The following is a 20755-nucleotide window of genomic DNA, read 5'->3' as shown; positions in this document are numbered from 1 at the left end:
TGGGTGCCGGGCCGCTTGCTCTCGGCACCGTTATGGTGCGGCGCAAGATAAGAGCCTGCCGCGCCTGTTGGCAACGTGGGGGGGTGTTCAAGCTTGCGGGGCCGAGAATGCGCCCGCGGGCGTTACGCGCCTGTTGCCATCTTCGTCATGACGGCGACCTCAGTGACGGCGGCGCCACTCCTCGGGCCGCGTGAAGCTGCCGGCCCAGAGGCCGCGGCCGGCGGCGCGGGCCGAGGCTTCGAGGGTGAGCATCCGCGCATCGTCGCCATAGGCCAGGGCCCAGCCGGCCGTGACCAGGCCGGCATTCAGGTCCACGCCCCCGGCGGTGCAACTGCCGAGTCCCCGGCCGAAGCGGTCCCGGCCGCTGACGGTGCAGAGGACGGAGCGGCCATTGACCAGGCGGGACAGGGCCTCCGCCGCCGCCGCGCCGCAATCGAAGCCGAGGCCCGCGCCATCGGCGCAGGCCTGGCCGCGTTCCGGCGCATCGATGGCGGCGAGCCGCAGCGTCCGGTCGCCCAGGCGAAGCGTGTCGCCATCCACCACCCGGACCTCCGCGGCAAGCGCCGACCAGTCCTGTTCCCGCGGGGCGGATCCCATGAGGTCGGGTGGCAGGCCGACGCCGGACAGGGCGGCGACGATCAGTGCGCCGGCGACGGCCATGATCGGGCCCCGCCAGCGGCGTGGGGTGGGGGCGGGACGGAACAGTCGGCGATGTCGGGTCACGGGGCCGTGAGGGCAGTGGGGGTAGGCCCAACGGGTAACCCAAGCGGTAAGGCGCGCGCAACCCATTCATTTATCTTCAATAATTGAAGCAGGAATCCGGCCTTCAGCCTTGATTCCAGAAGGGTTCCGCCCCCATCAGCGCCTTCCATGCCTTGGCGGCACGTCCGCGGGCGCGGCGGGACCGGGCCAGGACCCACCCCTCCGCGACGCCGGTGGCCCAGTTTCCGCCCTCAGGGCCAAGGGGCGCCACCAGGGCCCGGGCCACGGCGGCGTCATTGGCCAGGCCCATCTGCTCCTGCACCGCCGCCAGCCGCTCCAGGAAGCGCCGGCCGCGCTTGCGGCCCCAGAGGGGGGCGAAGAGTTCGGCGACGTAGCGCAGCCGCTTGCCGTCCAGGCGGAGCGCATGGAACTCGGCATCCGGCAGATCGCCGATCAATGGGCCGACCGCGCCGAGGCGTCGCCACCGCTTGGAGAGCAGGCTGGCGGCGAAATCCTCGACCGGGCCGGTTTCCTCCACCTGCCAGGGCGTGCAGGCGACCAGGACGGAAAGGTCCCAGAGCAGAAGGCGGAAATCCGCGCCGCGGAGATGGGCGGCGAGTTCGGCATAGGCGAGGTCGCGGCGTTGCCGCGCGGCGACCAGCAGCGCCGCCATCCGGGCATCGCCGGGCAGGGCGCCGCCCAACTCGGCGCCAAGGCCGCCGAGGAAGACATCCCAGTCCCGCGCGGGGCCGAGAAGCGACGCCAGCGCCTTCAGCCTGCCATCCACCGCCCGCAGCGCCGGGCCATCCACCGCGGGGCGGAAGGCGCGGATCGCGGAACGAAGGCGGCGCAGCGCCACCCGCATCTGGTGGACGCCGACGGGATGCTGCCCGGCCAGCGCGATGGGGGCGTGCCAGGCGAGCACCGCGGCCAGGTGGCCGATGACGTGGCGGAGCGTGTCCTCCACCGACATGGCGGGATCGAGCAGCGGCGCCCCCAGGCGGGGGGCGCGGGGCGTGGTCCCGGCGCCGAGGGCGTGGGCTTCCTCCGCCATCGTGGCCAGTGGCGGCAGCAGCGGGATGCTGGCGGCCAGGTCGCGCATGGTGGCGGCGACAGCCTCCGCCGGGCCGGAGAGGATCAGGCGGGCGACGGGGCGTTCGGCATCGCCGAGGCGCAGCGCGCCGCGCAGCAGCCGTGCCTCCACCCCATCGGCGAGGGGCAGGATGGCGCGGCGGCCGAGGAAGGTGGCCAGGACCTGGTCCGCATCCTCCGGCACCTCCCCCTCCGTGGGCCTGGCCGGGGTGGCGGGGCAGGCGAGGGTGGTGGAGGGCGGGAGGGCCTGGACCAGCCGGGCCTCGCCGCCGCGCGCTTCCTCCACCAGCAGGCCGGCTTCGGCCAGGCTGCCATCGGCCCGGTCCCGCCATTCCAGCACCAGGGGGGCGGAGCGCGTGGGGCCGGCCCGGCGGGCGGCGATGGCGGGGTGGCGGAGAAGACGGGGCGCGAGGCCGGGGTCCAGCACCGACTCCCAGGTGATCGGCGGCGGGGGCGTCATGGCCGTCAGAGCCTGTGAAAGAATCGAGCTTGAGCATTAATGCCCGTTGAAATCATTGGGATTTTCCCTCGGATTCCGGCGCTTTCGGGCATTAATTCACAAGCTCTCAGGCCATCGGGTCCGAGGCGTCGGCGGGTTCCGCGCCCGGGAGGTCGGCGGGGGAGAGAACCCGCAGCAGGCGGCCGCCGCCGGCTTCCAGCTGGCGCCAGGGCAGGGCGACGGCGAATTCGGTCAGCGTGCCGGTCGGGTAGGCGGCGGCCAGGCGGCGCACCAGCGGGCCATCCCCCGCCATGGCCGCGGCGCCGGCCAGCGCCATCGCGAGGTCGTGCAGGCCCGGGTTGTGACCGATGAGGAGGACGCTCCGCGCCGTCTCCCGCACCCCGCGCAGCACGTCGAGCAGCGAGGTCCAGGTGGTAAGGTAGAGGTCGTCCATCGGCTCGATCAGGGGTGTACCCTCGATCGGCGAAATGGCTTCGAGCGTCTGCAGGGTGCGGCGGGCGGAGGAGACGAGGACGATGTCCGGCGCCAGGCCGAGGTCGCGCATCGCCGTGCCCATGCCGATCGCCGCGCGCCGGCCGCGCGCATTCAACGGCCGGGCGTGGTCCGAAAGCCGCGGATCATCCCAGGAGGATTTCGCGTGGCGCAGCAGCAGCAATTGGCGCATCGCCGCATCCTGCCATGGCCGGGCGATCCTGTCTCCCGTCCCGGGGTGGCCCTTCCGCCGGCCGGGGGGCGGCCCATCTGAGCGCGGCGATTGACGGGTGATGGGTTCATGACGGGTCAGGTGCTGGTCTTCGGGGCGACGGGCGGAATCGGGGAGGCGCTGGCGCGGCGCCTGGCCGCGCGCGGGGCGCGGCCCTTCCTGGTGGCACGCGGGGCGGCGCGGCTGGCGGCGCTGGCGGCGGAGCTGGGCGCCGGCCATGCGGTGGCGGATGTGACGGACCGCGCGCAGGTGGCGGCGGCGGTCGCGGCGGCGGGAACGCCGCTGGCGGGCCTCGCCTTCTGCGTCGGCTCCATCGTGCTGAAGCCGCTGGCGCGGGTGACGGAGGCCGATCTGGTGGAAACCTTCCGGCTGAACGCGGCGGCGCCGGCGCTGGCGGTGCAGGCGGCGGCGGGGGCGCTGGCGGCCCATGGGGGACAAGGGGGCGGTGGCTCCGTGGTGCTGTTCTCCTCCGTCGCGGCGCGAAAGGGGTTTCCCAATCACGTCGCCATCGCTGCGGCGAAGGCGGCGGTGGAGGGGCTGACGGTGTCGCTGGCCGCCGACCTTGCCCCCAAGGTGCGGGTGAACTGCATCGCGCCCAGCCTGACCCGCACCGCGCTGGCGGAGCCGCTGACGAAGAGCCCGCAGATGGCGGAGGCGATCGCGAAGCAGCACCCGATCCCGCGGCTCGGCGAGGCGGATGACAGCGCGGCGCTGGCCGATTTCCTGCTGTCCGAGGCCGCGGGCTGGATGACGGGGCAGGTGATCGGCGTGGATGGGGGTCGCGCGGCGCTGGCGGGGCGCGGGTGATGCGGCGGCGTGCCGCGCTGCTGCTGCCGGCGGTGCTGATGGCTCGCCCGGTAAAGGCCGCGCCGGCGGCGGTGAATTTCCGGCTGATCCGCAACGGCACGGCCGTGGGGACGCACCAGGTGACGTTCAGGAACCTCGATGGCGGGGTGCTGGAGGCGCGGAGCCTGGTGCGGGTGGAGGTGAAGCTGATCGGCATCACCGTCTATCGCTACAGCCATGAGACAGTGGAGAACTGGCGCGGCGACCGGCTGGTCTCGCTGGGATCGCGCCTGGATCGCAACGGCACGCCGGGCTTCTGCGAGGCCCGGGCGGAAGGCGGGCAGATCCTGCTGCGCGGCACGGCGGGGGAGGCAAGGCTGCCGGCGGAGGCGGCACCGCTGACCTGGTGGCGCCGGGCGACGCTGACCGATGGCGGGCCGCTCTTCGACCCGCGCATGGGCCAGGCGGTGGCGCCGCAACTGACGCGGACGGCGCTGCCGGGCGGCGGGGTGCGGGTGGTGCTGGTGGGGGGAGAGGGCGCGGACATCGCCTATGACGCCGCCGGCATATGGGTGGGCTTCGCCACCACCGGTGAGGATGGCAGCGCCGTGCGGTACGAACGCGCATGACCACGCTGAGGGTGGTCCTGGGGGACCAGTGTTCCCGCGGCCTGTCGGCGCTGGCGGGCATCGACCCCGCGCGCGACCTGGTGCTGATGGCCGAGGTCCGGTCCGAATGCACCTATGTGAAACACCACAAGCAGAAGATCGCGCTGGTGCTGTCCGCCATGCGGCACTTCGCCGATGCGCTGCGGGCGGAGGGGCTGCGCGTCGCCTATTCGCGGCTGGACGATCCGGCCAACACGCAGTCCCTGGCGGGAGAGGTCGCGCGCATCGCGCGGGAGTCGGGCGCCACCCGCATCATCGTCACCCAGCCCGGCGAATGGCGGGTGCTGGAGGATATGCGGGGATGGGAGGCGCTGACCGGCCTGCCGGTGGAGATCCGGGAGGATGGGCGGTTCCTGTGCTCCATGGCGCGGTTCCGGGCCTGGGCGGGGGAGAAGAAGCAGCTCCGCATGGAGTTCTTCTACCGGGAGATGCGGCGTGCCACGGGGCTGCTGATGGAAGCGCCGGATGAGCCGACCGGCGGGGCCTGGAACTTCGATGCGGAGAACCGCAAGCCGCTCGACCCCGGCGTGAAGCCGCCGCGGCCGCGCCGCTTCGCGCCGGACGACACGACGCGCGATGTGATGGCGCTGGTCGAACGGGAATTCGCGGACCATTTCGGCACGCTCGACGCCTTCGCCTGGCCGGTGACGGCCGGGGAGGCTCGGCAGGCGCTGGATGATTTCGTGGCGCATCGCCTGGCGCGCTTCGGCGATTACCAGGACGCGATGGCGGAAGGGGAGCCCACGCTGTTCCACGCGCTGGTGGGGGCGGCGCTGAATTGCGGGCTGCTGGACCCGATGGAGGCCTGCCGGGCGGCGGAGGCGGCATATCGCCAGGGCCGCGCGCCGCTGAACGCGGTGGAGGGCTTCATCCGCCAGATCCTCGGCTGGCGGGAATATGTCCGCGGCATCTACTGGCTGCGCATGCCGGCCTACCGCGACACCAACGCGCTGGGCGCCACGCGGCCCCTGCCGTGGTTCTACTGGTCGGGGGAAACGCGGATGGCCTGCATGCGCGCCGCCATCACCCAGACGCGGGACCTGGCCTATGCCCACCACATCCAGCGGCTGATGGTGACGGGGAATTTCGCGCTGCTCGCGGGGATCGACCCGGCCGAGGTCAATGAATGGTACATGGTCGTCTATGCCGACGCCTATGAATGGGTGGAGTTGCCGAACACCCATGGCATGGCGCTGCACGCCGATGGCGGCGTCATGGCGTCCAAGCCCTATGCGGCCAGCGGCGCCTACATCAACCGCATGTCCGACCATTGCCGGGGCTGTGCCTACGACGTGAAGAAGGCCACCGGCCAGAAGGGGGACAAGCGGGGCGCCTGTCCCTTCAACTTCCTCTACTGGGATTTCATCAGTCGCCACGCCGAGCGGTTCGGCCGCAATCCGCGGATGGCGATGCCGGTCCGGACACTGGCGAAGATGGCGCCGGAGAAGGTGGCGGCGATGAAGCAGGAAGCCGCGGCCTTCCTGGCGGGGCTTGAAGCGGGCGCCGCTACGGAAAATCCCGGTGCATCAGCACGACAGGGGAGCCTCGATATTCCTCCGCCCCCGACCGCACCCAGCCGCGCGCCGCGTAGAAGGGCGCCTGGTCCGGGGTGAAGAGCCAGAGGCGGCGGACGCCCTGGGCGATCGCCAATTCTTCGACGGCGGCGACCAGGGCGGTGGCGATGCCCTGGCGGCGGGCCTCCGGCGCGACGAGGACGGAGGCAAGCCAGGGGGAGAGGTCGGGGCGCGCCGGCAGGTCATCCGTGTCGAAGGTGGCGGTGCCGAGCGGCAGGCCATCACGCTCCGCCACCAGCGCACAGGGGGCGGCGGGGCCGGTGGCCTGGCGGAGGAAGCTTTCCGTCTGCGCCAGCGAGTAGCCGCCGGCGGCCCACCATTGCGCGTGCAGCCAGGCAGCGATGGTCGGGACATGCGGGGTTTCGGCGACGGGGCGGATCAGCAGGGTCATGGCGCCGCCGCTGTAGCATGGCGTTGCCGGGCCCTGTGTTACAGTCAGGGTGTGACGGTCAGGGTGTGACGGTCAGGCGACCTTGCGCTGGTTGGCATCCGATTGCGCGGCGATGAGCGCTCGGGCTTCTTCCGCCGGCATGGCGCGGCCATAGAGCCAGCCCTGCACCTGGTCGCAACCTTCCTGCGCCAGCAGGCGGGCCTGTTCGTCCGTCTCCACGCCCTCCGCCACCACCGTCATGCCGAGGATGCGGCCGAGGCCCACGATGGTGGCGACGATGGCGGACAGGCGCGGATCATGGCCGAGGTCGCGGATGAAGGCGCGGTCGATCTTCAGCTTGCTGAAGGGGAAGCGCCAGAGATGCGCCAGGCTGGACCAGCCGGTGCCGAAATCATCCATGGCGATGGAAACGCCGAGCCCGCGGATGGCGCGAAGCAGGCGCTCCGTCTCCGCCGCGTCGCGCTGCAGCAGGCTTTCGGTGACTTCCAGTTCCAGCAGGTGGCCGGGCAGGCCGTGGGTGGCCAGGGCGTCGGCAATGGTGCCGACCAGCCCGCCATGGCGGAACTGGGCCGGGGAGAGGTTCACCGCGACGCGCACCGGCGCGGGCCAGCGCGCGGCTTCCGCGCAGGCCGCGCGCAGCACCCAGGCGCCGAGCGGGATGATGAGGCCGCTCCGTTCCGCCAGGGGAATGAAGTCGCCGGGCGGGATCATGCCGCGTTCGGGGTGGTGCCAGCGCAGCAGTGCCTCGAACCCCACCAGCGCGTGGTCGCGCAGGCGGTATTGCGGCTGGTAGTGCAGCGTCAGCGCCCCATCGGCGATGGCGGCGCGGAGGTCGCGTTCCAGCTCCCGCTGCCGGCGGGCTTCGGCATCGATCGCGGGTTCGAAGCTGCGGATGGTGGCGTCCGGTTCCGCCCGCGCGGTGGCGAGTGCCTTTTCCGCGCGGTCCAGCAGGGTTTCGGCATCCTCCCCGTCATGCGGCGCGATGGCCAGGCCGATATCCGCGGCGATGGTGATGGAAAGGCCGTCCGGCAGGGCGAAGGGGTTGGCGATGGTGTCGGCCAGGCGGTCGGCCAGGCGGGCGGCGGCGGCCGGTTCGTGCAGCACGGACTGGACGACCGCGAAGCGGTCCCCGGCGAGGCGGGCCACCGCATCCTCCCGCCGCACGGCGCCGCGGAGGCGGGTGGCGATGAGGGAGAGGACGATGTCGCCCGCGGCGTGGCCATGCGTCTCGTTCACCTCCCGGAAGCGGCGGAGGTCGATGACCTGGACGCCGACCTGCCAGCCCTGTTCCCGCGCCATGGCGAGGGCGGCGTCGAGCCTTTCGCGGAATTCGGCATGGGTGGCGAGGCCGGTGGTGGCGTCATGCCGGCGGAGGAACTGGGCCTGCGCCTCCGCGCTGCTTTCGCGCTGGCGGCGCAGCGCCAGCCAGACGAGGAGGGCGAAGGCGGCGCCGCCGAACATGGCGATGGAGCCTTCCGCGAGGCGGACGGCGTCACGGAACAGGGCGCGGCGCGGCGCCTGGTCCAGCACCACTTCCAGCGTGCCGGCACGCCCCGTGGCATCGCGCAGCGCGACGCGTGTTGTGACGACGGCGTTGGCGAGGTCGGGCGCGCCATCGCTGACCAGGACGCGGCCATCGGCGCCGAGGAGGCGGAGTTGGAGGATATCGCCGCCGGCGCGGATCGCCTCCAGCGTCACGAGGCCGGATTCGGAGACGCTGCCGCCGCGCAGCATGGCGGCCAGTTCGGGGCTGCGGCGGAGCAGGTCCGCGCCCCAGCCTTCGACCCTGGCCTGGGCATCGGCGCGGAGCAGCCTGTCCGTGATCGCGCTGCTCGCCAGCAGCGCCAGCGCCGTCACCAGCAGCGCGAGCAGCGCCAGCAGGGCCGCGAGGGGCGGGGGCGGGGAGGGCACGATCGAAGCCGGGCGGGCGTTACGGGCCATGCGGCCATGATGCGCCGCATTGATGAACCAGGGGTTGCGCGGGGCATTGATGTTCAACCCCGGCGCTTGCGCGATTTGCCGCAGGCGGGGGCGGGCCGGTATAGGGGCGCCGCAGCGGGGGCGCGGACCCCCCGGTGAAATCGGGCAAGACAGGGATACGGGGCGATGGCCGGCCATTCGCACGCGAAGAACATCATGCACCGCAAGGCGGCGCAGGGCGCGAAGAAGGCGCGCGCCTTCGGCAAGCTGATCCGGGAAATCACCGTCTCCGCCAAGGCGGGGCTGCCCGACCCGGCCATGAACCCGCGGCTGCGGGCCGCGGTGAAGGCGGCGCTGACGTCGAACATGACCCGGGACACGATCGACCGTGCCATCAAGCGCGCCGCCGTCGGCGGGCCCGGGGAGGACTACCAGGAGGTCCGCTACGAGGGCTACGGCCCCTATGGCGTGGCCGTCATCGTGGAGGCCCTGACCGACAACCGGAACCGCACCGGCGGCGATCTGCGGTCCATCTTCGCCAAGAATGGCGGGGCGCTCGGGGAGAGCAACTCGGTCGCCTTCCAGTTCGAGCGCAAGGGCGTGCTGCGCTATCCCGTCGCCGCCGCCAGCGCCGACACCATGCTGGAAGCGGCGATCGAGGCCGGTGCCGAGGATGTCGAGAGCGGCGAGGAGGGGCACGAGGTGTCCTGCGCCGTCGAGGATTTCGCGGCCGTCCGCGACGCGCTGGAAGCGAAGTTCGGCACGGCGGAGGCCGCGAAGCTCGAATGGTGGCCCTCCACCACCATCGACCTGGATGAGGAGCGGGCGCGGGACGTGCTGAAGCTGCTCGACATCCTCGATGACCATGACGACGTGCAGAACGTCTATGCGAACTTCGAGGTCGATGCGGCGGCGATGGAACGCCTCAGCGCCTGAAACGCGGTAAAGGACGGGGATGGCCAACGCCCCGATTCGCATCCTCGGCCTTGACCCGGGCCTCCAGCATACCGGCTGGGGGCTGGTGGAGCATGACGGCTTCCGGCTGCGCTTCTGCGCGGAAGGCGTGATCTCCACCAAGGCGGGGGAGGATCTGCCGGACCGGCTGCTGGCGCTGCACCACGGGCTTGCGAAGGTGATCGCGGAGATGCAGCCGGATGAAGCGGCGGTGGAGAACACCTATGTCGCCCGCAATCCCGAAAGCGCCCTGAAGCTCGGCCAGGCGCGGGGCGTGGTGCTGCTTGCGCCGGCGCTGGCGGGGCTGCCGACGCGGGAATACGGCGCCATGGAAGTGAAGCGGGCCGTGGTCGGGAACGGCCATGCGGACAAGGTGCAGGTGCAGGCCATGGTGCGGCAGCTGCTGCCGGGCGTGACCTTCAAGCGGGCGGATGCGGCGGATGCGCTGGCGATCGCCATCTGCCACGCCCATCACCGCAGCACGCGGAACGCCTTTGCCAGGGCGGTCGCGAGGGCGGGGGCATGATCGGGTCGCTGAAGGGCTTCGTGGAGAGCGTTCAGGACGGCGGCTGCGTGCTGGACGTGGGCGGCGTCGGCTACCTCGTCCACTGCTCCCGCAAGACGCTGGACCGGCTGACGGCGCGGGAGGGCATCCAGAAGCTGCTGGTGGAGACGCGCGTCAGCCAGGACGCCATCACGCTGTTCGGCTTCCTCGACGCGCAGGAACGGGAAGCCTTCCTGGCGCTGATCGAGGTGAAGACGGTGGGGCCGCAGAAGGCGCTGGTGGTGCTCTCGGGCCTCACGCCCAACCAGTTGGCGCAGGCGATCGCGGCCAAGGAACGCAAGCGCCTGTCGGATGTGAAGGGGCTGGGGGCCGCCACCGCCACGCGAATCGTGGATGAGCCGGCGATGCAGAAATGGGCCGTCGGCCGCGCCATGCCGGATGAGGACGGGGTCGGCGCGGTCGCCATCGCCGTGCCGGTGGTGGCGGGGGTGGAGGCGGATGCGGCCTCGGCGCTGACCAACCTCGGCTGGAAGCGCCCGGAAGCCGCCGCGGCGGTGGCGCGGGCGGCGAAGCGGCTGGGTGAGGGCGCCTCGCTCAACACCCTGATCACCGAGGCCCTGAAGGACATGGCGCCGCGATGAATGAGGACAGGCTGACCGGGGGCGCGCGGCAGGAGGAGGATGGCGGGGAGGGATCCCTGCGGCCGCAGAATCTGAGGGAATTCATCGGCCAGAAGACGCTGCGGGAGAATCTGGAGGTCTTCATCGGGGCCGCGAAGCAGCGGGCCGAGGCGATGGACCATGTGCTGCTGTTCGGGCCGCCGGGCCTCGGCAAGACGACGCTGGCGCAGATCGTGTCGCGGGAACTCGGCGTGGGGTTCCGGGCGACGTCGGGGCCGATCCTGCAGAAATCGGGGGATCTCGCGGCGATCCTGACCAACCTCCAGCCGCGGGACGTGCTGTTCGTCGATGAGATCCACCGGCTGCAGCCCGCGATCGAGGAGACGCTGTATCCCGCGATGGAGGATTTCTGCCTCGATCTGATCATCGGGGAGGGGCCCGCGGCGCGGACGGTCAGGATCGACCTGCCACCCTTCACCCTGGTGGGGGCCACGACGCGGGCGGGGCTGCTGACCCAGCCGCTGCGCGACCGCTTCGGCATCCCGCTGCGGCTGCAATTCTACACGGTCGATGAATTGCTGCTGATCGTGCGGCGGGGGGCGGAGAAGCTGGCCTTCGCCCTGGCGGAGGACGGGGCGCTGGAGATCGCCAGGCGGTCCCGCGGCACGCCCCGCGTCGCGGGCCGGCTGCTGCGGCGCATCCGGGATTTCGCGCTGGTGACGGGGAAGGTCGCGGACCGGGCGATGGTGGACGGCGCGCTGGCCAGGCTGGAGGTCGATCACCTCGGTCTTGATGCGCAGGACCGGCGCTACCTCCGGCGGATCGCCGAACACCACAATGGCGGCCCGGTCGGGGTGGAGACGCTGGCCGCCGCCCTGGCCGAAAGCCGGGACACGCTGGAGGAAGTGGTGGAACCCTTCCTGATCCAGGAGGGCCTGGTGCTGCGGACGCCGCGCGGGCGGATGCTGGGGGAGCCGGGGTGGCGGCACCTCGGCCTGGCGCCGCCTGCCTCGATTTCGGCGCAACTCGACCTTCTGCGTGACATGCCGGCCCCGGACCCTGAGGCCTGATGACAGCGCATCGTTACCCCCTTCGCGTGTATTTCGAGGATACCGATGCCGGTGGCGTCGCCTATCACGCCAACTACCTGAAGTGGGCGGAGCGGGCGCGGACCGAATCCTTGCGCGCCATGCACTTGCCCCATGCGCTTATGATGGAGCGTTACGATGCGATGCTTGTGGTGCGGCGCATCGAAGTGGAGTATTCGGCCCCCGCCCGGCTCGATGACGCCCTGATCGTCGAGACCCGCCTGCGTGCCATGGGCGCCGCCACCCTCGACCTGACGCAGACCGTGTTGCGGGAGGAGGAGGGGAAGGTGGCGCTGCTGGCGACGCTGGCGGTCGGGCTGGTGTGCGTCCGCGCGGGCGGGTTGCGCCCGGTGCGCATCCCGCCGCCCTGGCGGGACGCGCTGGCCGGGACCACCGGGACTGACTGAGGGCGCGACATCCAACCGGGCACGGCCCGGCGGCTGAGAAGAGGAGTTACGGCTTTGGGCAACGTCACCGCGCAGGCCCTGGCCCCCGTGGCGCACGACCTGTCGCTCTGGTCGCTGTTCCTCATGGCGGACTGGGTGGTGAAGGGGGTGATGATCTCGCTCCTGCTCGCCTCCGTCTGGGTCTGGGCCATCGTGTTCGAGAAGCTGACGACGCTGCGGCGGGTGAACCGCGCGGCGGACGGCTTCGAGGACCGGTTCTGGTCGGGCGGCAGCCTGGAAGACCTGCTCGCGAAGGAGGGCGAGGAACCCGGCCACCCCATCGCCGCCGTCTTCGGCGCGGCCATGCGCGAATGGAAGCGCTCCGCCGCCCGCAACCTATCCTCCGAGCTTGCCGTCACGGGGCTGAAGGAACGGGTGGAGCGCGCCATGGTGGTGGCGATCCAGCGGGAGATGGAACGGATGGAACGCTGGATGGTGTTCCTGGCCACCGTCGGCTCCGCGGCCCCCTTCATCGGCCTGTTCGGCACGGTCTGGGGCATCATGAACAGCTTCTCCGCCATCGCGGGGATGCAGAACACCAGCCTGTCCGTGGTGGCGCCCGGCATCGCGGAGGCGCTGTTCGCCACCGCCATCGGGCTCATTGCGGCCATTCCTGCGACGATTGCCTACAACAAGCTGGCGACCGACCTGGCGCGCTTCGCCGGGCGGCTGGAGGCCTTCTCCGCCGAATTCGCGGCCATCCTGTCCCGCCAGTCGGAAGCGGCGGCGGAGCCTTCCCGCGGCGCCCGCCAGGCGGGGGACTGAGCCATGGCCGGCGGGATGATGGGCGGCAGGACGGGGGGCGGGCGCGGACGGCGCGCGGCCTACCGGCCGATGAGCGAGATCAACGTGACGCCCTTCGTGGACGTCATGCTGGTGCTGCTGATCATCTTCATGGTGGCGGCGCCGATGATGACCGTCGGCGTGCCGGTGGACCTGCCGCGGACCAATGCGACGCCGCTGAACCAGGAACAGGAACCGCTGACCATCTCCGTCAATGCGGAAGGCAGGATCTTCCTGCAGGAGACGGAGGTGCAGATGGAGGCGCTGGTCGCGCAGCTCCGCGCCATCCTCGCCTCCCAGCCCACGCAGCAGGGGCAGCCGGAGCGGCGCATCTTCGTGCGTGGCGACCGGGCGATCAGCTACGGGCGCGTGATGGAGGTGATGGGGACGGTGAACGCGGCGGGCTTCAGCCGCGTGGCGCTGCTGGCGGAACAGCCGGCAGGCGTGCCCGCCCGCCCGGGCGCCGCGCCGGCCGGCCGTGCGCCCGCGCCCGCCCCGGCCGGGGCGCAGAACCGCCCGGCGGCGCGCTGAGGGAGGATCGGCGCGCTTGTCCGGCCTGCTGCTGAACCCGGAACCCGAGGACCGCGCCCTGCGGCGCTGGATCGCCGTGTCCTTCGGGCTGCACGCCATGCTGGCGGTGGCCGGGTTCATCTATGGCTTCGTGAAGCCGCTGCCGCCGCCGATCGAGACGGCGGTGGTGGTGGAATTCACCTCCCCCGTGCCGCCCACCCAGGCGCGGGGGGACCAGCCCGCGCCGACCTCCAACCCCGATCCCGTGCCGGCGCCGCCCGATGTGGCGCCCGTGCCGCCGGCGCCGACGCCGCCACGGCCGGAACCGGCGCAGCCCGCGCCGCCGCCGCCACCCCCGCCGCCGGCGCCGCCCGCGCCCGCCACGCCGACGCCCCCGGTGCCGGCGACGCCGCCGGTGCCCGTGCCGCCGCGGCCCGTGACCCCGCCTCCGCCGACGCCCCCCGCGCCGCAGCCGCCCGAAGCCCGGCCGCCGGAGCCGCGCCCGGTGACGCCGCCGCCCCCCCCGGCGCCGAGCGCGGTGACGCCCACGCCGCCACCCCCGCCGCCGCCGCCGACGCCGCGCCCGCCGCAGCCGACACCGGCGCAGCCGACAACGCCGACGCCGCCCGCGCCCACGCGGCCGCCGGAGAATGCGCTGCCGCTGCCGCCGCCACCCCCGCCGCCGGCACCGCCGCAGCCACAATCGACGCCGACCGGCACCGGGCAGACGCCGCCCGTGGCCAGGCCGGAGGAGCGTTCGACCAGCGTGCAGAACACGCTGGAACGGCTGCGCCAGCAGCAGGCGGCGCAGCAGCCGCCGACCGCGCGCCCGAACCCGGCCGCCGGGCGCCCCGCGCCATCCGGTGGCGCGCCGCAGGGGCAGGACCCGCTTTCGGCCGGCGATCGCCGGGCGGTTGGCGAACGGGTCGCCGAATGCTGGCGGGTGGACCAGGGGATGCTCGGGCTCAGTGATTTGACCGTGAGCCTGCGCGCCATCGTCGACCAGGGCGGCGTTATCCGGGAAGTGAGGCCGGGGCCGGAGGGTGTGCCCCGTGATCCGCGCGCCAGGACGTTGTATGAGCAGGCCCGCCGGGCGCTGCTCGACCCGGCCTGCAGCCCGCTGCCGGTGCCGCGTGCCCGGTTGCAGGCGGTGAATGAGTTCCAGTTCAACTTCTCGCCGAGGGGTTTCATCCGATGACGTTGCCGGGCTTCGGGCTCTCGCGCCGCCATGTCTTCGCCGGGGTCGGTGGTTCCGTCATTGCGAGCCTGCTGCCGGATGGCGCGGCCGCGCAGGGGCAGCCCACCACCGTCATCGACGTCACGCGGGCGCGGACGGACCCCGTGCCGATCGCGGTGCCGGACATGGCGGGCGCGGGGCTTGATGCGCAGCGCATGGGCCGGCAGATCGCGCAGGTGATCCAGGCCAACCTCCGCAATTCCGGGCTGTTCCGCCCGGTGGAACGCCAGGCCTTCATCCAGACGCCGGAAGCCGCGGCGGACCGCCCACGCTTCCAGGACTGGCGCGTGATCGGCGCGCAGGCGCTGACAACGGGGCGGGTGGAAGCCAGCGGCGACCGGCTGCGGGTGGAATTCCGCCTGTGGGACGTGCTGCCGGAACAGCAACTGCAGGGCACGGCCTTCACGGCGCCGACCGCGCAGTGGCGCCGGATCGCGCATCTCATCAGTGACGTGATCTATGAGCGCCTGCTGGGCGAGAAGGGCTATTTCGACACGCAGATCGTCTACATCGCCGAATCGGGGCCGCGGGACCGACGCACGCGCCGCATGGCGATGATGGACCAGGACGGGGAGAATCATCGCTTCCTGACCGATGGCAGCTTCCAGGCGCTGACGCCGCGCTTCCATCCGAATGCGCGCCAGGTCGCGTTCATGTCCTATTTCCGCAATGAGCCGCGCGTCTATCTGTTCAACCTGGATACCGGGCAGCAGCAGGTGCTCGGCAGCTTCGGCGGCATGACCTTCAGCCCGCGCTTCCACCCGGATGGGCGGAGCGTCGTGCTCTCCGCCAGCCGGGGCGGCGATGCCAACATCTACAGCGTCGATATCGGCAGCCGGCGGGAGCGGCAGCTGACAAGCGGCGGGTCGCTGGATGTCTCGCCCTGCTATTCGCCGGATGGCACGCAGATCGTGTTCAATTCGGATCGCGGCGGCGACCAGCAGCTTTATGTCATGTCCGCCGATGGCGGGGGCGCGCGCCGCATCTCCTTCGGCAATGGGCGCTACGCGACGCCGGTCTGGTCGCCGCGCGGCGATCTCATCGCCTTCACGCGCATCTCCGGCGGGCAGTTCGGCATCGGCGTGATGCGCCCGGATGGATCGGGGGAGCGCATCCTCAGCGAGGGCTGGGCGATGGAGGGGCCGACCTTCGCGCCGAATGGCCGCGTGCTGGCCTTCTACCGGGAGACACCGGCGCGCGATTCGCGGGGCGGCGGCTATTCCTCCACCCTGTCGCAGATCGACATCGCGGGCTTCAACGAAAGGCGGATGGTCACACCGACCGATGCGTCCGACCCGGCCTGGAGCCCGCTGCTGAGCTGAGGCGCGCCTTCGCAAGCCGCGGTGTGGGCCGGATGCAATTCGATACCCGGGAAAGGTGCGGCGCGCTGTTGCGGTGTTAACTTGGTTCCGCGCAGAAGACATTGTGCACGGTGCCATGATGCCGCCGCACGGATTCTTGACCTTGCGGGCGCGTGCCGTTAACGCCCGCGGCGCAAGACAGCCCCAACCCTGGAAGGATCTTCAGAGTCATGAACATCAAGGTCATCGGCGCCCTCGCCGCGCTCACCCTGCTCGGCGCCTGCGGCTCCGGCTCCGACACCGCCGGCGCGGCTGGTGGTGGTGCTGCGACGACGGCGAGCGGCCCGCGCCCGGGCAGCCAGGAAGATCTGGTCGCCAATGTCGGCGACCGCGTGTTCTTCGACACCGACCGCAGCAGCGTCCGCGCCGACCAGCGTGCGATCCTCGACCGCCAGGCCGCCTGGCTCGGCCGCTATCCGCAGGTGCAGGTCGCCGTGGAAGGCCATGCCGACGAGCGCGGCACGCGCGAATACAACCTGGCGCTCGGCCAGCGCCGCGCCAATGCGGCGCGTGACGTGCTGGTGGCCGGTGGCGTCGCCTCCGCCCGCATCTCCACGATCAGCTACGGCAAGGATCGTCCGGCCTCGCTCGGCTCCGACGAGACCGCCTGGTCGCAGAACCGCCGCGCGGTCACGGTCGTTCGCTGACCGGGACGCGGCGGGGATGGGGGCGGATGGTCCGCCCCCATCCCCGCAGCTTCCGGCCAGTGACAAAGGAAAGCGCCATGCGCCTCTCTCGCCCCCTGCTGCTTGCGGCCCTGCTGGCCGCACCGATGGTCCTGGCGCCGCCCGCGCGCGCACAGGTCGAGACGCGGGAGGGAATCGCGCTGCAGAACCAGATCCTGCAGCTGCGACAGGAGATGGAGGCGCTGCGGCGTGGCGGGGCCGGCGCCCAGCCGGCGCCGTCCGGCGGCAGTTCCGTGCTGGGCTTCGGTGGCGCGGCCCCGCGCCCCGCCCAGCAACAGCAGGCGCCGCAGGGCGAGCTTGTCGGCCAACTGCTCGACCGCGTCTCCCGGTTGGAGGAGGAGCTGCGCAGCGTGCGCGGCCGCGCGGAGCAGGCCGAATTCCGTGAGCGCGAATTGCGCGAGCGGGTGGAAAAACTGACCGGCGACGTGGATTTCCGCTTCCAGCAGATGGAAGCCGCCAGGCCCGGTGGCGCGGCCCCCGCGGCGGCGGCGCCCGCCCGTCCGGCGGCGGCGGCGGCCGCGGCGGCAACCCCGCCGGCCCAGGCCGGCGCGGCGCCACAGGCGCAGCCGGCCGCGCTCGCCCGGCCGCCGCAGCGCGCGCTGCAGGAAGGCCAGGCGGCGCTCGCAAGGCGGGACTTCGCCGGCGCGGAAGCCGCGGCGCGAGAGGTGATCGCGGCGCGCGACTCGGCCCGGGCGGCGGATGCGCAGATCCTTCTGGGCGATGCGCTGAGCGGCAAGCGGGACTTCGCCGCGGCCGCCATCGCCTATGACGACGCCTTCCGCCGGAACCAGCAGGGCTCCCGCGCGCCGGAAGCGATGCTGGGCGTGGCGAATGCGCTGATCGGTCTCAACAACAATCGCGACGCCTGCGGCCAACTGGGCGACCTGCGCAGCCGCTTTCCGAACCTGTCGGGCCCCCTGGCGGAACGCGTGGCGGATGCGCGGCGGCGGGCGCAGTGCCGCTGACGGCGGCGCGTTAACAAAGCTCTCGAAAAGGTGATGGATGGCCCGGGGGCCATCGGGGCGTCGGATTTCGACGAGCTGATGGCGCCCCTTGGTCCATTCGGCGTGGCGCCGGTGATCGTCGCGGGCGTTTCGGGCGGCCCGCATAGCCTGGCGCTGGCGCTGCTGCTGGCGCGCTGGGCGGGCGCGCGGGGCGGGCGCGTCGTGGCGGGCATCGTGGATCACGGGCTGCGGGCGGACAGTGCGGCGGAGGCGGCGCGCGTCGCGGGCTGGATGACGGCGCGAGGGATCGAGGCGCGGGTGGTGGCGCTGGGGCTGGCCGCCGGTCCGGGCGCGCAGGAACGGGCGCGAGAGGGGCGAATGGCGGCGCTGCTCCGGGTCGCGGCATCCCTGGGCGCGCCGTGGCTCGCGCTCGGCCAGCACCGCGGCGACCAGGCGGAGACGGTGCTGCTGCGGGGATTCGCGGGTAGCGGGCCCGCGGGCCTGGCCGGGATGGCGGCGGCGCGGAGTGCCGGGGCGGCGCTGGTGATCCGGCCGCTGCTGGGCCAGGCACCGGCCCGGCTGGAGGCGGTGGCGGCGGCGGCGGGCCTCGCGCCGATCCGGGATCCCTCCAATGAAAACCCCGGCTTCACCCGGGTGCGGCTGCGCGCGGCGCTGGCCGATCCGGGGGGGGAGGGGCCGGCGATCGAGGCGCTGGCAGCGGCCGCGGCGGCCTTCGGGCAGCGCCGGGTGGCGGCCGAGGCCGCGGTGGCGGCGCGGATCGCCCGGGCGGTGCGTCTCCACCCCGAGGGATTCGTGCGGCTGGACCTGGGCCTTCTGGGGCGGGATGGCGTGGCGGCCGCCGCGCTGGCGGCGCTGGTGCGGGTGGTGTCGGGGGCGGCGTTCGCCCCCCCCGTGGCGGCGGCGGCGGGCCTGCTGGCGCGCGGGGCGGGCACGCTCGGCGGGGCGCGGCTGATGCGCGGCGGGCTGCTGCTGCGGGAGGAGGCGGCGATGGCCCCGCCGGTGCCGGCGGTGCCGGGGGCGCGCTGGGATGGCCGCTTCCTGCTGGAAGGGGTGCCGCCGGCGGGCTGCATGATCGGCCCGCTGGGCGCGGCGGGGCTGCCGCTTCCCGCCTGGCTGCCGGCCTCCGTGGCGCGGACGATGCCGGCAATCCGTCGCGACACTGTGCTGGTCGTGGCGCCCGGGCTGTCCTATCCTCCGTATGGAGCCCAACCCTCATGCCGCCTGCGCTTCGCGCCGGCGGGCGGGGCATGTGCCTGAGCATTGCGGTCCTGGGATGGAAGAGGGCGGCAGCGTTCCTATCTGTGCAGTGGAGCGGCCCGCCCCTCGCATCGGTGCGAGACGGCCAGCCTGGGAAGCCCCAAAGGGATGCCAACGTGAACAATTTCGGCCGGAATCTGGCGCTGTGGGTGATCGTGGCGCTGCTGCTGGTGGCGCTGTTCAACCTGTTCCAGCCCTCGGGCGGCAGCAGCCGCGCGGCGCAGCAGGTTGCCTATTCCGACTTCCTGAACGAGGTCAGCGCCGGGCATGTCCGGGACGTGACCATCACGGGCCGGACGGTGACCGGCCAGCTGAATGACGGGCGCAGCTTCCAGACCTACACGCCGGAAGACCCGCAGCTGGTCACGCGGCTGACCGAGAAGGGCGTGCGAGTCGTCGCGCGGCCCGAGGAAAGCGACGTCAACCCGCTGTTCCACTACCTCCTCTCCTGGTTCCCGATGCTGCTGCTGATCGGCGTCTGGGTGTTCTTCATGCGCCAGATGCAGGGCGGCGGCGGCCGGGCCATGGGCTTCGGCAAGTCCAAGGCCAAGCTGCTGACCGAGAAGCAGGGCCGCGTCACCTTCGACGACGTGGCGGGCATCGAGGAAGCGAAGAGCGAGCTGGAGGAGATCGTCGAATTCCTGCGGGACCCGCAGAAGTTCCAGCGCCTCGGCGGCAAGATCCCGAAGGGCGTGCTGCTGGTCGGCCCCCCCGGCACCGGCAAGACGCTGCTGGCGCGGTCCATCGCCGGCGAAGCCAACGTGCCCTTCTTCACCATCTCCGGCTCCGACTTCGTCGAGATGTTCGTGGGCGTCGGCGCCAGCCGCGTGCGCGACATGTTCGAGCAGGGCAAGAAGAACGCGCCCTGCATCATCTTCATCGACGAGATCGACGCGGTGGGTCGCCACCGCGGCGCGGGCCTCGGCGGCGGGAATGACGAGCGCGAGCAGACGCTGAACCAGATGCTGGTGGAGATGGACGGCTTCGAGTCGAACGAAGGCGTCATCATCATCGCGGCCACCAACCGGCCGGACGTGCTGGACCCCGCGCTGCTGCGCCCGGGCCGCTTCGACCGCCAGGTGGTGGTGCCGAACCCCGACGTGAACGGGCGGGAGAAGATCCTGCGGGTCCACATGCGGAAGGTGCCGCTGGCCTCCGACGTCGATCCGAAGACCATCGCGCGCGGCACGCCGGGCTTCTCCGGCGCCGACCTGGCCAATCTGGTGAACGAGGCGGCGCTGCTCGCGGCGCGCACCGGGCGCCGGACCGTTGGGATGGCGGAGTTCGAGGCGGCCAAGGACAAGGTGATGATGGGCGCGGAGCGCCGCAGCCTCGTCATGTCCGAGGATGAGAAGCGCATGACGGCCTATCACGAGGCCGGCCACGCGCTGGTGGCGATGTACGAGCCGGAATGCGACCCGGTGCACAAGGCGACCATCATCCCGCGTGGCCGGGCCCTTGGCCTGGTGATGTCCCTGCCGGCCGGTGACCGCTATTCCAAGCACAAGTCCAAGCTGAAGGCGGAACTCGCCATGGCGATGGGCGGGCGCGTGGCGGAGGAACTGATCTTCGGGGCCGACAAGGTCTCCAACGGCGCATCCGGCGACATCAAGATGGCGACGGACCAGGCGCGGCGGATGGTCACGGAATGGGGCATGTCCGACAACCTCGGCATGATCGCCTACGGGTCGAACGACCAGGAAGTGTTCCTGGGCCATTCGGTCACGCAGTCGAAGAACCTGTCCGAGGAGACGGCGCGGAAGATCGATGCCGAGATCCGGTCGATCATCGACTCCGCCTATGCCCGTGCGACGAAGGTGCTGAGCGAGAACATCGACGAGCTGCACCTGCTGGCGAAGGGTCTGCTGGAGCACGAGACGATTTCCGGCGACGAGATCAAGCTGATCATCAAGGGCGAGCCGATCGTGCGGTCGCGACCGGATGAGCCGGTGAACCAGGGCCGTGGCAGCGTGCCGTCCAGCGGCCGTCCCAACCCGCGCCCGAGCACGGGTGGCGGCTTCGCCCCGGCGCCCGGGACCTGAAGCCG

At 72.3% G+C, this 20755-nt stretch carries 21 protein-coding genes; 16 read left to right on the top strand and 5 right to left on the bottom strand.

All coding sequences use genetic code 11. The annotated features are described in order from the left end of the window. Window positions 1-159 precede the first annotated feature (159 nt). The 3 genes from BM041_RS08460 to BM041_RS08450 form a co-directional block, all read right to left on the bottom strand. The gene (locus BM041_RS08460; RefSeq protein WP_175533822.1) at window positions 160-660 is read right to left on the bottom strand and encodes a thermonuclease family protein; all 501 of its coding nucleotides are present in this window, start codon (window positions 658-660) and stop codon (window positions 160-162) included. A 166-nt stretch (window positions 661-826) separates the two neighbouring features. Next, entirely contained in the window at window positions 827-2254 is a 1428-nt protein-coding gene (locus tag BM041_RS08455) for a CYTH and CHAD domain-containing protein (protein WP_092958337.1), read from the bottom strand. A 106-nt stretch (window positions 2255-2360) separates the two neighbouring features. Further along, window positions 2361-2918, bottom strand: coding sequence for a SixA phosphatase family protein (locus tag BM041_RS08450; protein WP_092958335.1), 558 nt, complete (start codon window positions 2916-2918; stop codon window positions 2361-2363). A 108-nt stretch (window positions 2919-3026) separates the two neighbouring features. On the opposite strand from BM041_RS08450, the gene BM041_RS08445 reads away from it, so the two are divergent. Genes BM041_RS08445 through BM041_RS08435 form a run of 3 tightly spaced genes read left to right on the top strand, consistent with a single transcriptional unit; the run spans window position 3027 to window position 6024 of the window. After that, complete coding sequence (locus BM041_RS08445) at window positions 3027-3764, top strand: SDR family oxidoreductase (RefSeq protein ID WP_092958333.1); 738 nt, start codon at window positions 3027-3029, stop codon at window positions 3762-3764. Beyond that, window positions 3764-4372 (top strand): DUF6134 family protein, encoded by a 609-nt coding sequence (locus tag BM041_RS08440; RefSeq protein ID WP_092958332.1) that lies wholly within the window; start codon window positions 3764-3766, stop codon window positions 4370-4372. The genes BM041_RS08445 and BM041_RS08440 overlap by 1 nt, the downstream gene beginning before the upstream one ends. Next, the gene (locus BM041_RS08435; RefSeq protein WP_092958330.1) at window positions 4369-6024 is read left to right on the top strand and encodes a cryptochrome/photolyase family protein; all 1656 of its coding nucleotides are present in this window, start codon (window positions 4369-4371) and stop codon (window positions 6022-6024) included. Before BM041_RS08440 ends, BM041_RS08435 begins: the two co-directional genes overlap by 4 nt. Here the strand turns inward: BM041_RS08435 and BM041_RS08430 are convergent. Both BM041_RS08430 and BM041_RS08425 read right to left on the bottom strand, forming a co-directional pair. Continuing rightward, window positions 5918-6376: a GNAT family N-acetyltransferase gene (locus tag BM041_RS08430; protein ID WP_092958329.1), complete on the bottom strand. Its 459-nt coding sequence runs from the start codon at window positions 6374-6376 to the stop codon at window positions 5918-5920. The genes BM041_RS08435 and BM041_RS08430 overlap by 107 nt on opposite strands. A 72-nt stretch (window positions 6377-6448) precedes the next feature. Then, the gene (locus BM041_RS08425; RefSeq protein WP_175533821.1) at window positions 6449-8317 is read right to left on the bottom strand and encodes a putative bifunctional diguanylate cyclase/phosphodiesterase; all 1869 of its coding nucleotides are present in this window, start codon (window positions 8315-8317) and stop codon (window positions 6449-6451) included. 165 nt (window positions 8318-8482) lie between these two features. Between BM041_RS08425 and BM041_RS08420 the strand changes: the two genes are divergently transcribed. The 13 genes from BM041_RS08420 to ftsH all read left to right on the top strand — a co-directional run bounded on the left by BM041_RS08420 (window position 8483) and on the right by ftsH (window position 20750). Then, a complete protein-coding gene (locus BM041_RS08420) occupies window positions 8483-9232 on the top strand; it encodes a YebC/PmpR family DNA-binding transcriptional regulator (protein WP_092958325.1) in 750 nt (249 codons plus the stop codon). 19 nt (window positions 9233-9251) lie between these two features. Then, a complete protein-coding gene (ruvC, locus tag BM041_RS08415; protein ID WP_092958323.1) occupies window positions 9252-9776 on the top strand; it encodes a crossover junction endodeoxyribonuclease RuvC in 525 nt (174 codons plus the stop codon). Beyond that, entirely contained in the window at window positions 9773-10396 is a 624-nt protein-coding gene (gene ruvA, locus BM041_RS08410) for a Holliday junction branch migration protein RuvA (RefSeq protein ID WP_092958321.1), read from the top strand. Before ruvC ends, ruvA begins: the two co-directional genes overlap by 4 nt. Beyond that, on the top strand, window positions 10393-11445 hold the full coding sequence (gene ruvB, locus BM041_RS08405) for a Holliday junction branch migration DNA helicase RuvB (protein ID WP_092958319.1): 1053 nt from the start codon (window positions 10393-10395) through the stop codon (window positions 11443-11445). Before ruvA ends, ruvB begins: the two co-directional genes overlap by 4 nt. After that, the gene (locus tag BM041_RS08400; RefSeq protein WP_092958317.1) at window positions 11445-11870 is read left to right on the top strand and encodes a YbgC/FadM family acyl-CoA thioesterase; all 426 of its coding nucleotides are present in this window, start codon (window positions 11445-11447) and stop codon (window positions 11868-11870) included. The genes ruvB and BM041_RS08400 overlap by 1 nt, the downstream gene beginning before the upstream one ends. A gap of 54 nt (window positions 11871-11924) precedes the next feature. Further along, window positions 11925-12674: a protein TolQ gene (tolQ, locus tag BM041_RS08395; RefSeq protein ID WP_092958315.1), complete on the top strand. Its 750-nt coding sequence runs from the start codon at window positions 11925-11927 to the stop codon at window positions 12672-12674. A 69-nt stretch (window positions 12675-12743) separates the two neighbouring features. After that, window positions 12744-13223 carry a protein TolR gene (gene tolR, locus BM041_RS08390; RefSeq protein WP_342713786.1) on the top strand — a complete coding sequence of 160 codons (480 nt, stop codon included), beginning with the start codon at window positions 12744-12746 and terminating at the stop codon, window positions 13221-13223. Window positions 13224-13239: 16 nt separating this feature from the next. Next, a complete protein-coding gene (locus tag BM041_RS08385) occupies window positions 13240-14400 on the top strand; it encodes a hypothetical protein (RefSeq protein ID WP_092958313.1) in 1161 nt (386 codons plus the stop codon). Beyond that, a complete protein-coding gene (gene tolB / locus BM041_RS08380; RefSeq protein WP_092958311.1) occupies window positions 14397-15761 on the top strand; it encodes a Tol-Pal system beta propeller repeat protein TolB in 1365 nt (454 codons plus the stop codon). Before BM041_RS08385 ends, tolB begins: the two co-directional genes overlap by 4 nt. A gap of 209 nt (window positions 15762-15970) precedes the next feature. After that, entirely contained in the window at window positions 15971-16447 is a 477-nt protein-coding gene (gene pal / locus BM041_RS08375) for a peptidoglycan-associated lipoprotein Pal (RefSeq protein WP_092958309.1), read from the top strand. A 77-nt stretch (window positions 16448-16524) separates the two neighbouring features. Then, window positions 16525-17451: a tol-pal system YbgF family protein gene (locus BM041_RS08370; protein WP_092958307.1), complete on the top strand. Its 927-nt coding sequence runs from the start codon at window positions 16525-16527 to the stop codon at window positions 17449-17451. A 33-nt stretch (window positions 17452-17484) separates the two neighbouring features. Then, window positions 17485-18708, top strand: a complete 1224-nt coding sequence (tilS, locus tag BM041_RS08365) for a tRNA lysidine(34) synthetase TilS (protein WP_092958305.1) — start codon at window positions 17485-17487, stop codon at window positions 18706-18708. A gap of 116 nt (window positions 18709-18824) precedes the next feature. Next, on the top strand, window positions 18825-20750 hold the full coding sequence (gene ftsH / locus BM041_RS08360) for an ATP-dependent zinc metalloprotease FtsH (protein WP_092958303.1): 1926 nt from the start codon (window positions 18825-18827) through the stop codon (window positions 20748-20750). Window positions 20751-20755: the final 5 nt, after the last annotated feature.

Origin of the sequence: Falsiroseomonas stagni DSM 19981 (genome assembly GCF_900114315.1) — a bacterium.
Classification (GTDB): domain Bacteria; phylum Pseudomonadota; class Alphaproteobacteria; order Acetobacterales; family Acetobacteraceae; genus Falsiroseomonas; species Falsiroseomonas stagni.
This window is presented reverse-complemented; position numbering and strand designations above follow the sequence as displayed.